Here is a 12,978-nt window from a genome sequence, read left to right as displayed (position 1 = left end):
AATGCAGTGTGCCATAGGCAGACGACTAGACCGAAGAAGTGCGGAGGCTATGCCGAAAAAGGACGGCGTCATCGAGATCGAGGGCACCGTGGCCGAGGCTCTCCCGAATGCGATGTTCCGGGTCGAGCTCGACAACGGTCACAAGGTGCTCGCGCATATTTCCGGCAAGATGCGTCAGTACTACATCCGGATCCTCCCGGAGGACCGCGTTGTGGTTGAGCTCAGCCCGTACGACCTGACCCGTGGTCGGATCGTCTACCGATACAAGTAACCGCTGGAGTTGTGCTGGCGGGTGCTGGCACCGGCAGAACCTGACAACAGCACGCATTGATGAGAGAGATCTGATGAAGGTCAAACCGAGCGTCAAGCCCATGTGTGACCACTGCAGGGTGATCCGCCGGCATCGCCGGGTCATGGTGATCTGCAGTAACCCACGGCACAAGCAGCGCCAGGGCTGACCGCGCCGCTACCGGCGCGGCGCCGCGGCGCCGATACGACAACTGAATAACCTGCACAGCGCATCAGCAACACCTGCCCGCAGCGCCCTGCGGCAGCAGTGGTCCACCCCCGGCGCGAAGGCCGGGGCTCGGCGCGAGAACGCGACCGAGACGCGATGCGTCCAGACCTTCGCATGTTTCTGGTTCAGGCCACAGAAGTCGGCCTCGGCCAGAAGAAGAGGAGAAGTACGACCCATGGCACGCCTTGTTGGTGTCGACCTTCCGCGCGAGAAGCGCCTGGAGGTCGCTCTGACCTACATCTTCGGCATCGGCCGGACTCGTGCGCTCGAGACGTTGAAGGAGACCGGCGTCAGCCCGGACCTCCGAGTCAAGGACCTCGGCGACGACGAGCTGATCAAGCTCCGTGACTGGATCGAGGGCAACTACCAGACCGAGGGTGATCTGCGCCGCGAGGTGCAAGGTGACATCCGTCGCAAGATCGAGATCGGTAGCTATCAGGGCATCCGGCACCGTCGCGGGCTCCCCGTCCGTGGTCAGCGCACGCACACCAATGCCCGTACGCGTAAGGGCAAGAAGAAGACCGTGGCCGGCAAGAAGAAGGCCGGCAAGTGAGAGCTGAGCGGTTCTGTATCCCCGATGCCGCCCATGGCGTGGCGGGCATCGGCGAGGAACGAGCCGTTGGGCGGGGATGGCATCCGGGATGCCGAACCGCACCACGCTGACGGACTGAAGATTTCGGACAGGAGAACCCATGCCACCAGCCAAGGGCCGCACCACTACCAAGGTGCGTCGCAAGGAACGAAAGAACGTCGCGCACGGCGTTGCGCACATCAAGAGCACCTTCAACAACACGATCGTCTCGATCACGGATCCGCAAGGCAACGTGATCTCGTGGGCCAGCGCCGGCCAGGTCGGTTTCAAGGGCTCGCGGAAGTCGACTCCGTACGCCGCTCAGATGGCCGCCGAGGCTGCCGCCCGGCGTGCCCAGGAGCACGGCATGCGTAAGGTCGATGTTCTGGTCAAGGGCCCGGGGTCGGGTCGGGAGACCGCCATCCGGTCGCTGCAGGCCGTCGGGCTCGAGGTCGGTTCGATCTCGGACGTGACCCCGCAGGCGCACAACGGATGCCGCCCGCCCAAGCGCCGCCGCGTCTGAGCCGCCCAAGACCACGAGGAGTTGAAGTAGCACCATGGCTCGATACACCGGCCCCATCACGAAGAAGTCCCGCCGTCTCGGCGTCGACCTGCTCGGCGAGGACAAGGCCTATGAGCGGCGTCCGTACCCGCCGGGCCAGCACGGCCGAGGCCGGCAGAAGGAAAGCGAGTACCGCGTCCAGCTGCACGAGAAGCAGAAGGCGCGGTTCACGTACGGCGTACTGGAGAAGCAGTTCCGCCGCTACTACGAAGAGGCCAACAAGACCAAGGGACGCACCGGCGAGCGGCTGCTGCAGATCCTGGAGTCGAGGCTGGACAACGTCGTCTACCGGGCCGGTTTCGCCCGGACCCGCCGGCATGCCCGCCAGTTGGTCGTACACGGTCACTTCCTGGTCAACGGCCGGAAGGTGGACATCCCGTCGTATCAGGTCAGCGAGCACGACGTGATCGATGTGCGGGACAAGTCCAAGGAGATGACGCCGTTCATCATCGCGCGCGAGACGCACGGTGAGCGGACGGTTCCGGCGTGGCTGGAGGTCATTCCGAACGCCATGCGCGTTCTGGTGCACCAGCTTCCGACCCGGCAGCAGATCGACACGCCGGTGCAGGAACAGCTGATCGTCGAGTACTACTCGAAGTAATACGACGGGGCTCGATGCCCCGTCGACGTCCCAACAGAATATCGCCGCGGGGTCCGGTGGCCCCGAAGCGACATGGGGCGTGGTCGGCGCCACGGCGCCGACCACGCTCAACAGCAGAAGCAATGTGGCCGGACAACAGTCTGGCCGCCCTGATCGCGACCGTCATATAGCGGGCGTCGCGGAAAGGAAGTCCCGTGCTTATCACCCAGCGTCCCACCCTCTCCGAGGAGTCGCTGTCGGATTACCGCGCGCGGTTCAGCATCGAACCGCTCGAGCCCGGCTTCGGCTACACGCTCGGCAACTCGTTGCGGCGTACGCTGCTCTCGTCGATTCCAGGTGCGGCGATCACGTCCATCCGGATCGACGGCGTGCTGCACGAGTTCACGACCATCCCGGGTGTGAAGGAGGACGTCACCGACGTCATCCTGAACCTCAAGGGCCTGGTCGTCTCGTCCGAGCACGACGAGCCGGTGGTCATGTACCTGCGCAAGCAGGGCCCGGGCGTGGTGACCGCCGCCGACATCGCGCCCCCGGCCGGTGTCGAGGTGCACAACCCCGAGTTGCACATCGCCACGCTGAACGGCAAAGGCAAGCTGGAGATGGAGCTGACGGTCGAGCGCGGCCGCGGCTATGTCTCCGCCGTGCAGAACAAGCGGAACGACGCCGAGATCGGCCGTATCCCGGTCGACTCGATCTACTCCCCGGTGCTGAAGGTCAGCTACAAGGTGGAGGCGACCCGGGTCGAGGGTCGTACCGACTTCGACAAGTTGATCGTCGACGTCGAGACCAAGCCGTCGATCCGGCCGCGGGACGCGCTGGCGTCGGCCGGTAGCACGCTGGTCGAGCTGTTCGGGCTGGCCCGGGAGCTGAACGTCGAGGCTGAGGGTATCGAGATCGGCCCGTCCCCGGTGGATGCGCAGCTGGCGGCCGACCTGGCGCTGCCGATCGAGGATCTGCAGCTGACCGTCCGGTCCTACAACTGCCTGAAGCGTGAGGGTATCCACACGGTGGGTGAGCTGGTCGCGCGGAGTGAAGCCGACCTGCTGGACATCCGCAACTTCGGGCAGAAGTCGATCGACGAGGTGAAGGCGAAGCTGGCCACCATGGGCCTGGGGCTCAAGGACAGCGCGCCGGGCTTCGATCCGGCCGCGGCGGTCGACAGCTACGGGGATGACGACCAGTCGTTCGCCGAGGACGAGCAGTACTGAAATACCGCGGGGCATGAGGCCCTGAACTGACCAACACAGGAGAAGATCACGATGCCCACCCCCACCAAGGGTGCTCGCCTGGGCGGTTCGCCGTCGCATCAGCGTGCGATCCTCGCCAACCTGGCGACCGCGCTCTTCGAGCACGGTCGCATCACCACCACGGAGGCCAAGGCACGTCGGCTGCGTCCGGTCGCCGAGCGGTTGATCACCAAGGCGAAGCGGGGCGACCTGCACGCACGCCGGCAGGTGGCCAGCACGATCCGGGACAAGGAGGTCGTGCACGTCCTCTTCACCGAGATCGGCCCGCGGTACGAGAACCGGAACGGCGGCTACACCCGGATCGTGAAGATCGGTCCGCGTAAGGGCGACAACGCGCCGATGGCGGTCATCGAGCTGGTCGAGCCGCTGGCCGAGCAGGTTGTGCAGGAGGCCACCAGCGCCACCCGCCGGGCGGCCGCGGACAGCGCGGCGGCTGCCGCTGCGGCTCCGGCCGCGGAGGCTGCCGGCGAGGCGGAGGTCACCGCTGAGACCGCGGCGGAGTCCAAGGCCGAGACCACGGCCGACGAGGCTGCGGTGGACGAGGCGGAAGGTTCGCAGGACGAGCCGGAAGCCGCCGCTGAGGAGAGCGACGAGAGCGCGGAGACCGAGGGCGAGGACGAGGACGAGTCCAAGTCCTGACCGACCCAGCCGTGTCCATGCAGCCCGCCGATACCCGTGACCGGGACGGCGGGCTGCTGCGTGTCCGGCTCGACCTCGCCTATGACGGTACGGATTTCTCCGGCTGGGCGGCGCAGCCCGGGCGCCGCACCGTGCAAGGCGTGGTGGAAGCGGCGCTGGGAACGATACTGCGCACCGAGCCGCCACGGCTGACCGTGGCGGGCCGGACGGACGCCGGCGTACACGCACGCGGCCAGGTCTGCCACGTGGACGTTCCGGCGCACGCCTGGGAGGCTCTGCCCGGGCGGTCGTCGCGCACGCCGGAGACGTCAGCGGTGCGCCGGCTGGCGGCGGTGTTGCCTCCGGATGTCCGGGTCACGGCGGCCGCACCCGCGCCGGAGGGCTTCGACGCACGGTTCTCGGCGACCTGGCGGCGCTACGTCTATCGGGTCTCGGACGCGCCGCACGGCGTCGACCCGCTACTGCGCAGGTTCGTCCTCTGGCATGATCGGCCGCTGGACCTGGCGGCGATGAACGCGGCGGCCGTCGGGTTGCTCGGGGAACACGACTTCGCCGCGTACTGCCGCGCCCGGGAGGGAGCGTCCACCATCCGTCGGCTGCTCACCGCCTCCTGGGAGCGTCGTCTGGATGGCATCGCCAGTGCGACCGTGGAAGCCGACGCGTTCTGCCACAACCAGGTGCGGGCCATCGTCGGGGCGCTGCTGCACGTCGGTGACGGGCGCCGGCCGGTCGACTGGCCGGCGTCGGTGCTCGCCCGGCGCGAACGAGACTCCGCGGTGACCGTGGTCGCGCCGCACGGTTTGACGCTCGAAGCGGTCGGATACCCGCCGGAGGCGGAGCTGGCCGAGCGTGCCCGGCAGACGCGGCGGCTGCGCGTCCTGCCCGGCGGACACGACCTCCCCGGCGGGCATGACCTCCCCGGCGGGGCATGACCGGCCCGGCGGGTACGGGCAACCCTAGCGTCGTGCGGTTCGTGCCCGCGGATACGCATCGCGCCGGACACGACGCGGGAAAGACCCGGAGCCGAAAGTGGGGGATCGCCCTGAGGCATTCGGTGATGTTTATGCGTAGCCTGGGGGTATGGGCACTCTGATCTCGATTCTGGTAGCGGTGTTGGGCACCGGCATGGTCGGCTTGGCCATCCGGGAGATCCGGACCAAGGGTGCCGCGGCGTCATTGCAGATGGCCGCGTTCGGCCTGCTGCTGGTCGGTTCGTCGGCTGTCGGCCTGGTCAGGTTCGTCACGTCGCTGGTATTCAACCCGCTGGCCTGGGTGGGCGTCGGCCTGCTGTCGCTGGCCGGTGTGCTGTTCGTCGTCGGGCAGAAGATGGAAGGTCCGGCGGAGAAACCGAAGAAGATCAAGCAGGTCGAGGGGTCGAAGGAGAAGCCCGCCGTCGAGCAGGCACCGAAGTCCAAGGGTAAGAGCAAGGGCAAGGAGTCGGCCGCGTCCGATCTCGGTGAGGACTTCGACGACATCGAGGCCATTCTGCGCAAGCACGGCATCGAGTAGCCCGCTTCGCCGATCACGGCGTGGCGACCATTGACGGACATCATGTGGCGAACTTCCGTCAATTGACGGGTGAAGTCTCTGTGGGCTCCCGCGTAACGTGTGCCTCCACCATGGTTTGCCGGCCCACGGCCAGGTAGGTGCCCGGCCGTCCGAACTGGGTCGCTGCCCGCGTCGTTGTGAGGTGGAGCCCCCATGAGACGTATCATCGCTGCGCTCGCACCTGTGGTTCTGTCGGCGGCGGTGCTTGCCGTCCCGATGGCCGGTGTCCCGTCCGCCAGCGAGACCCTTCCCACGTGGCCGGAGGCCGGCAGCGCCAGGGTGGTGCCGCTTCAGGAGACGGGGCCGCCCGGCGAGCGGCTGAACCTCATCGTCATGTGCGACGGTTACCGGTACGAGGAACTGGATCGGTGCCGGGAAGACGTCGACCGCAACCAAGCCATTCAGTGGGGTGTCGAGCCGTTCCGCACCTACCGTGACTACATCAACGTCTATCTTCTGGAGATCGTCTCGGAGGACTCCGGCGTCCGCCGCGATCCGGACGAGGACGCCCAGGCGGAGGAGCGAGACCGGAAGAACACGCCGCTGCGGCTGTGGTACTCCGACGGCCTGACCAACCCCCTGGCCCGCGGCATCACCTACGGTCAGCCGCTGGACGGGCCAGCGAACGGCAGCGGCTGCCCCGGTCATCCCGAACCCGGCGCCGGCCCGGAATACCCGTTGGCGCCGGGCATCCTCGGTGACCTGCGCTGCAATGGGCACCAGCAGCGCGCGATGTACCTGAACGCGTATGTGGCGCCTGTGCTCGGATTGCCCGCCGGCAGCTTCCGGCCGACCGGCGGGGCGACCTCCGGCCCGCAGAACGTGCAGACCCTGGCGATCTCCAACACGTTCACCTACGGCGGCATCGGAGGCCGGGACGCCACCGCCTCGGGAGGCAGCCCGCAGTCGCCGCTGATCTCGCTGCACGAGCTCGGCCATTCCCTCGGCACCATGGCCGACGAGTACCCGTACTCCAGCCGCACCGACCCCGGCCCGCCGCACGCCGACACCGAGCCGGGGTCCTTCCACCACACCCGGATGACGGCGGAAGAGATGACGGCGTCGCAGGCCAAGTGGTGGCGCTGGCTCGGTGAGGAGAGCGAGTCCGGTGGGCGCATCCGGGCCGCGGGTCCGGACGGCTACGAGAGCGGGTTGTACAACGGCTCGAACGTCTGGCGCCCGAGTGAGCACTCCATGATGCGGTGGATCGGCTTCTACTTCGATCAGGTGGGCCGGGAACACATGGTGGCCCGCATCACCGGCCAGCGTGACAAGGGCCGGATGAGCCTGCAGCACACGCCGGAGGGGGAGGTCGCACGGGACAGTGTGCTGTGGGTGGAGACCATGCATCCGAGGTTTCACGAGTTGCAGGTGACGTGGCGTGTCGGTGGACCGGACGGCGACGTCCTGACCACGCACAACAGCCGTGACCTCGACCTGGGCGAGCTGGACGTGGCGCCGGGCACGGTGGTGCACGTCGAGGTTCGCGATCCGGTGGGCCCGGACGGCATCGACTGGGTCCGCAACCCGTCCACCGGCAGCTCGGCGACGGACTCCGGGTATAACGGGCCGAGGTTCGTCCAGACTCGTGAGTGGACCGTCGGCCGGCACCGGGTGGTGCCGCCGTCGGAGCCGGCGCCCGTTCGGATCACCGACTCGACCCCGGCCGACCGTCCGGTCAGCGGCGACGAGTCCGTCTACGTGGAGACGACCCATCCGGAGGACCGGATTCTCGACGTCGGCTGGACGCTTGACGGCAGGGAGATACCGAACCCGCAGAACAGCCGCAACCTCGATCTCTCCAGGCTGGAACTCGACTCCGGTACCTATGAGCTGACAGCCACGGTGACCGATCCCGCCGACCCCCAGGGCGACTCGGACACCGAGACCTGGACGGTGGACAACGTCTCGCCCACCGCACCGCGGACACTGTCGCCGCCGCTGGCCACGCTCGACGGGCCGGTCGAGCATCCGGTGTACTTCGACGGCTGGGACATGTGGCTGGACCCGCAGGACGACCGGGCCGGCTACGACGGTGAGCCCTACGTGGTGGGCGAGTTCCGGCTGAACGAGGACGGATGGTTCAACTACTTCGGGTTCCCGGAGGAGCCGATGCCTGAGTCACCGTTCAGGTTCCGGCACTCCGGTACCGACGTGAAGGCGCTGACCTACGGCAATCTCGGCACCGGAGGCCTGTCGAAGGCCACGTTCGAGCAGCACTACGGCCCCGACGACCCGAACGGCCCGTTCGTTCCCGGCTACGGCACGCACACGGTGGAGCACCGGGCCGTCGACCCGGCCGGCAATATCGGCGACGCCGCGGAGTACCGTGCCACCGTGCTGCCGGGCGAACTCCCGGAGTGCACCCGGACGATCAACGGTGAGCACGCCGGCGCGTTACTGGTCACCAGCGGTGTCACCTGTCTCGAGGACGCCCGGGTCGACGGCACCGTCACCGTACGTTCCGGCGCCTCTCTGCTGGTACGGGACAGTGTGGTCAACGGCGGCCTGATCACCGACCGGGCGGCGTCGGTCCAGCTGTTCGGCTCGGCGATCGACGGGGTGACCAGGATCGCGGAGACCGTCGAAGGGGTGGTGGCGGCGGGCACGTCCTTCCGCGGCGCCGTCACGCTGACCGGCAACACTCAGGTGCCCCACCACGAGTGGGCCGAGCGGTTCAGCGAATACGGGTTCTCCTACGGTCCGGTGCTCGCGGGCAACACGTTCCGCGGCCGGCTCAGCTGTACGGGCAACAGCGCCGTCGCCCGCGACTTCGGCGCGCCGAACGCCGTCCGCGGCCACGCCGGGGGTGACTGCGCCGGGCTGTGATCTCCGGGCGTGCGGCCCGGGCGCGCGGTCCGGGCGCCCGGTCTCGACAGATGTTCTATGCCCCGGCCGCATGTCCGTTCAGATGCTCGGTGACGTGGTGTGATCGCGGAGCTTAAGGTCCGTGACACCGATACCGATACCCATGACGCCGCCGCGGCGACGCCGGAGCCACCTGGTCCCGCCTGGCCGCGCGAGTCCGCCGGAGACCGACCGGGAGCCTCGGCTCTGACGGCGGATCCGGCGAGGAACGGAGGGACAGGGTGCGAGGTCTCAGAGGTGTGCGGCGGCGGGCGGCGGTGGTGATCGCCGCCGGGCTGCTCGCCGCGTCGGCCATTCCAGCGATGGGTCAGCCCCAACCCGACCACGGCACGGTCGACGACGGTGCCGCCGAGTGGCCGGCCACCGATGTCTTCGGCGAGAGCTCCGCGCTCGATCCGGACGCGGCGTGGCAGGAACGGCAGCGGCTGGACCGGGCAGGACCTGCCGCGACGTCGGCGGTGGCCGAGCCGGACGAGATCGCGGTGGCCGGCGGTGTCACCCAGCCGGCCTTCGACTACGCCGGCGCGGTACGCGAGGCCGTCGTCATACCCGGTGCGGTAAGCAGCCAGGACGGCGGCGAGTTGGACGAGATCTACGTCGACATCATCCGCCCGGCCGCGTCCGACGGCGAACTCCGGGTGCCGACGATCATCATCCCCAGTCCGTATTACCACGCCAACGGCCGGGGACGGCTCGGTGAGACCAAACCGGTGCCAGGAGAACCGATCGACGCCTTTCCGCTCTATTACGACAACTACTTCGTACCGCGCGGCTACGCCGTCGCCTACCTCGACCTGGCGGGCACCCGCGGTTCGTCCGGGTGCCTGGACATCGGCGGGCCCGCCGAGATCGACAACACGGTCAAGCTCGTCGAGTGGCTGAACGGGTCGGGCACCGCCTACGACCTGGATGGGCGCGAGGTGGCCGCGGACTGGTCGAACGGGCTCTCGGCCATGGTGGGCAAGTCCTGGGACGGCACCGTGGCCAACGGGGTGGCGGCCACCGGCGTCGACGGACTGGCGACGATCGTTCCCATCGCGGCGATCTCCAGCTGGCACCAGTGGTACTGGCACAACGGTGTGCATTTCCAGGGACACACCGCGCTGAGCCTGGCCACCTCGATCCAGAACGGCAATCAGCTGCCGCCGTTCTCCGAGTGCGGCGGCGTCCGCGACGAGCTGGCCCTGGGTGAGGTGACCGCGGACCCGGAGCACGAGTTCTGGACCGAACGCGACTTCATCCGGGACGCGGAGAACGTCAAGGCCAGCGTCTTCATCGTGCACGGTACCAACGACTACAACGTCAAACCGGTCAACTACGGCGCATGGTGGGACGCCCTGGCCGCGCACGACGTGCCGCGCAAGATCTGGCTGTCCCCGGTGGCGCACGAGAAGGCGTTCGACTTCCGGCGCGACGAGTGGCTGGACACGATTCACCGATGGTTCGACCACTGGCTGCACGGCATCGACAACGGGATCATGGACGAGCCGGTGGCCGATGTGGAGCACGGCCTGGGGCAGTGGGACACCTATCAGACGTGGCCCGGCGGCACCACGACGTTGTTGCGCCTGGGCCGGCCGGAGGGCCCGGACGATCCCCGGCCCGGTGTGCTCGGGCTCTCCCGGGCGAACGTCGTGCCGCGCACGCAGAGTTTCGTCGAGACCCGGCGGCCGGTGAACTCCGTCGTGCAGGACGGGTTCGCCGCCGACGAGCGGCGGCTGGTCTTCATGACCGACGAACTGACCGAACCGGTGCGGATCAGCGGGTCGACGTCGGTATCGCTGCGGGTGACGGTCGACGGCGCCGACGCGGGCCTGTCGGCGTACATCGTGGACTACGGAACCGCAGAGCGGACCGACTGGTCCAGCGGCGGCGGGATCCGGAACCTGTCCACCATCAGCTGCTTCGGACAGGGCACGGCGACGGACACCGGCTGCTATCCCGACGTGGAGCGCGCGACGCGCACCCTGCCGCATGAGGTGGTGGCGCGTGGCTGGGCGAGAGCGAGCTTCGTCGCCGGCGAGGACAGCCTCGTCCCGGGTTCGTCATACCGGATGCAGTGGGACATCATGACCGATGATTACGTCTTCGAGCCCGGGCACCGGATCGGCATCGTCATCGCCGGCGTGGACACGAACATCCAATCGCGGTTCAACTTCGGCAACACTGTCGAGGTGAACCTCAGCGGCAGCCACGTGCGGTTGCCCGTGGTCGGCGGGGCTCGCGCACTCCGCCTGGCCGGGAGCGGCTGAGGCGACCGGCGGCGGGGCGGCCGCAGCGGGGCGTTCAGCGGGTCAGCGCGACCCGCTGCCTCGGTGCGGGCGCGCCCTGCGCCGGGGCGGCGGGCGACTCCTGGCGCGGCTGACCTGCCGGATGCCGCCGCTCACGGGTGTCCGACCGGCCGTGTCGTGGCGCGTACTGGCCGGTCATCCGTGCCACCTTCAACGCCAGATGCAGGGCGAGCCGCTCCACGCCGTCCTTCAGATCGGTCTGAGCGAGCTGCTCCAACCGCTGCAGCCGGTAGTACAGGGAGGTCCGGTGCAGGTTGAGAAGCTCGGCGGTGAGCTGGGCATTGCCTGCCACGTCGAGATATGTTTCGAGGGTCTCCAGCAGCGGAAGCGCGTCCGGATCGTCGAGCAGAGCACCGAGCCCCCGATGGACGACGGGCACCTGTTCGCCGAGTGAGGCCAGCTTGACGACGAGCTGATGGATGCCCAGCCGCGACCAGTACACGACGTCGCCGACCCCCGCGAGCAGCGTCGCCGCCTTGACCGACATCCAAGCCTCGTGGAAGGACTGATGGACGTCCTCGAGGCACGGGCGCGCGCCGCCGACACCGACCATGAGCGACGCGCTGGAGCCGGCCGCTGCGAGCGCTGAGCGCAGGACCTGCACGAGCATGTCGACACGTTTCCCGATCCGCGGATCGTCGTCACCGGAGCAGGAGAGGATGAGGACGCAATGATCCTTGCGTATCAGGTCGAGCACCTGATCGCGACGGAGCAACTGGCAGAAATCGGCGACGGCCGGAGAGATGACGTCCTCGAGGTCCACGACGGCGCCGTGCGGATGCTGGATGGCCTGGACGACGACGCTGACGACTCCGGAGTCGCTGGCGATGTAGCCGGCCTCCTTCAGGCTCTGGGCCGCCTCGCCGGCCAGGGGGGAGTCGCTGAGGAGCGTGTGCATCACATCGGCGAGCCGGACCGAGGAGAACAGACTCGCCACGCTCTCCCGATGAAGCTGGGCACCGATCTCGGCCGCCTCATGGGTGCAGAATTCGATGTCCGTGGAGCTCATCGTGCTGTCGGCGTCGACGAACCACAGGTATCCGAGCACCTTCTCCTTGTACAGCACCGGAACGCAGACCCGCGCCAGCATGTTCAGTTCAGGATTGGCGGGCAGCCGGACGGGTCGCCGGGCGGTGGCCAGCCCGAAATCAGTGAGCCAGTTCTTCACCTCACGCGAGGCATGGCGGCGCAGGATGGAGTCCTCGCGGACGCCGTCGATCGCTTGGTCATGAGCGCTGTACGCCACCAGCCTCATGAACCGGTCTTCCAGGACGGCCGGACGCTTCACCCGTTCGGCGAGCGCGTCCAGCAACTGCTGAAGCGTGAGTTCCAAGACGCCTCCTGCGAGGAAAAGCTGCGGGCTGGCTCACGTGATCTGCAGTATGACATATGACATGTTACAAAGATAGATACTTATAGGCCGGATAAACGTTACAAAGGTGACCAGTCATTGTGTGCGCTCTTTCGGGCCGGCCCACTCCCGGCGCACGTGACCGATATGGACGTGCATCAGCTCGCTCAGCTCCACGCCCCGCCCGGCCGCCACGTGATCACACATCGTCACATGCTCCTTCGCGCTGGCTTCCAGGAGCCCCCGTTCGGCGAGCCCGGCCAGGCCGTACAGCCGGGTCCGAGCCCGCAACTCCGTCACCACCGCCACGAGCCGCAGATTACCGCCGAGCTCCAACAGTCGCCGATGGAACTCGGTGTCCGCTTCGATGTACCTGATCAGGTCCGCGTCGGCCGCCGCGTCCACGATCGCCTGAGCGAGTGGGAACAGCGCACGGACCTGCTCGGCGGTGGCCCGCTCCGCCGCTCTGGCGGCCGCGGGAGGCTCCAGCAGAAGGCGGATCTCGGTGATCTGATCCAGCTCACCGTCCGATACCGCCGTGACGTGGAAACCCTTGTTCGGCACGACCTCGATAAGTCCCTGCTTGGCGAGGTCGAGCATGGCCTCCCGTACCGGCGTGGCGGACACCTCGAAGCGCGCGGCGAGCGCCGGGGCAGAGTAGACCTGCCCCGGCTTCATCTCACCCGAGACCACGGCCGCACGTAGCGCCTCCGCGACCTGCTCACGCAGGCTGGTGCGCCTGCCGAAGGACGGCAACCCGTCGCGCCCGGTCTCGTGCATGCG

Annotated in this window: 13 protein-coding genes; 11 read left to right on the top strand and 2 right to left on the bottom strand. The window is 68.2% G+C overall.

The features are described 5' to 3' along the window. Nucleotides 1–49: 49 nt before the first annotated feature. The 11 genes from infA to G1H10_RS08550 all read left to right on the top strand — a co-directional run bounded on the left by infA (nt 50) and on the right by G1H10_RS08550 (nt 10,805). Entirely contained in the window at nt 50–271 is a 222-nt protein-coding gene (gene infA / locus G1H10_RS08600; RefSeq protein WP_129665309.1) for a translation initiation factor IF-1, read from the top strand. 73 nt (nt 272–344) lie between these two features. Further along, nucleotides 345–458: a 50S ribosomal protein L36 gene (gene rpmJ, locus G1H10_RS08595; protein ID WP_129665307.1), complete on the top strand. Its 114-nt coding sequence runs from the start codon at nt 345–347 to the stop codon at nt 456–458. A 234-nt stretch (nt 459–692) separates the two neighbouring features. Continuing rightward, a complete protein-coding gene (rpsM, locus tag G1H10_RS08590; RefSeq protein WP_163735636.1) occupies nt 693–1,070 on the top strand; it encodes a 30S ribosomal protein S13 in 378 nt (125 codons plus the stop codon). Nucleotides 1,071–1,209: 139 nt separating this feature from the next. Next, on the top strand, nt 1,210–1,611 hold the full coding sequence (gene rpsK / locus G1H10_RS08585; RefSeq protein WP_163735632.1) for a 30S ribosomal protein S11: 402 nt from the start codon (nt 1,210–1,212) through the stop codon (nt 1,609–1,611). 34 nt (nt 1,612–1,645) lie between these two features. Beyond that, the gene (gene rpsD / locus G1H10_RS08580; RefSeq protein WP_163735629.1) at nt 1,646–2,251 is read left to right on the top strand and encodes a 30S ribosomal protein S4; all 606 of its coding nucleotides are present in this window, start codon (nt 1,646–1,648) and stop codon (nt 2,249–2,251) included. 194 nt (nt 2,252–2,445) lie between these two features. After that, complete coding sequence (locus G1H10_RS08575; RefSeq protein ID WP_163735628.1) at nt 2,446–3,459, top strand: DNA-directed RNA polymerase subunit alpha; 1,014 nt, start codon at nt 2,446–2,448, stop codon at nt 3,457–3,459. Between the two features lie 51 nt (nt 3,460–3,510). Continuing rightward, on the top strand, nt 3,511–4,137 hold the full coding sequence (gene rplQ, locus G1H10_RS34980) for a 50S ribosomal protein L17 (RefSeq protein ID WP_163735624.1): 627 nt from the start codon (nt 3,511–3,513) through the stop codon (nt 4,135–4,137). A 17-nt stretch (nt 4,138–4,154) separates the two neighbouring features. Then, nucleotides 4,155–5,069, top strand: a complete 915-nt coding sequence (gene truA, locus G1H10_RS08565) for a tRNA pseudouridine(38-40) synthase TruA (RefSeq protein WP_174264210.1) — start codon at nt 4,155–4,157, stop codon at nt 5,067–5,069. 148 nt (nt 5,070–5,217) lie between these two features. Further along, nucleotides 5,218–5,646 (top strand): hypothetical protein, encoded by a 429-nt coding sequence (locus G1H10_RS08560; RefSeq protein WP_163735622.1) that lies wholly within the window; start codon nt 5,218–5,220, stop codon nt 5,644–5,646. Between the two features lie 192 nt (nt 5,647–5,838). Then, nucleotides 5,839–8,514 carry a M64 family metallopeptidase gene (locus G1H10_RS08555; RefSeq protein WP_163735619.1) on the top strand — a complete coding sequence of 892 codons (2,676 nt, stop codon included), beginning with the start codon at nt 5,839–5,841 and terminating at the stop codon, nt 8,512–8,514. 260 nt (nt 8,515–8,774) lie between these two features. Further along, nucleotides 8,775–10,805 (top strand): CocE/NonD family hydrolase, encoded by a 2,031-nt coding sequence (locus G1H10_RS08550; RefSeq protein ID WP_163735616.1) that lies wholly within the window; start codon nt 8,775–8,777, stop codon nt 10,803–10,805. Nucleotides 10,806–10,839: 34 nt separating this feature from the next. Here G1H10_RS08550 and G1H10_RS08545 read toward each other — a convergent pair whose 3' ends face one another. Both G1H10_RS08545 and G1H10_RS08540 read right to left on the bottom strand, forming a co-directional pair. Continuing rightward, nucleotides 10,840–12,177, bottom strand: a complete 1,338-nt coding sequence (locus G1H10_RS08545; RefSeq protein WP_163735613.1) for a PucR family transcriptional regulator — start codon at nt 12,175–12,177, stop codon at nt 10,840–10,842. 114 nt (nt 12,178–12,291) lie between these two features. Further along, nucleotides 12,292–12,975 (bottom strand): GntR family transcriptional regulator, encoded by a 684-nt coding sequence (locus G1H10_RS08540; protein WP_163735610.1) that lies wholly within the window; start codon nt 12,973–12,975, stop codon nt 12,292–12,294. Between the last annotated feature and the right edge of the window lie 3 nt (nt 12,976–12,978).

Source organism: Phytoactinopolyspora halotolerans, from assembly GCF_010550675.1.
GTDB classification, from domain to species: Bacteria; Actinomycetota; Actinomycetes; order Jiangellales; family Jiangellaceae; genus Phytoactinopolyspora; species Phytoactinopolyspora halotolerans.
Note: the sequence above shows the minus strand (reverse complement) of the source record. Positions and strands in the feature narration are given on the sequence as shown.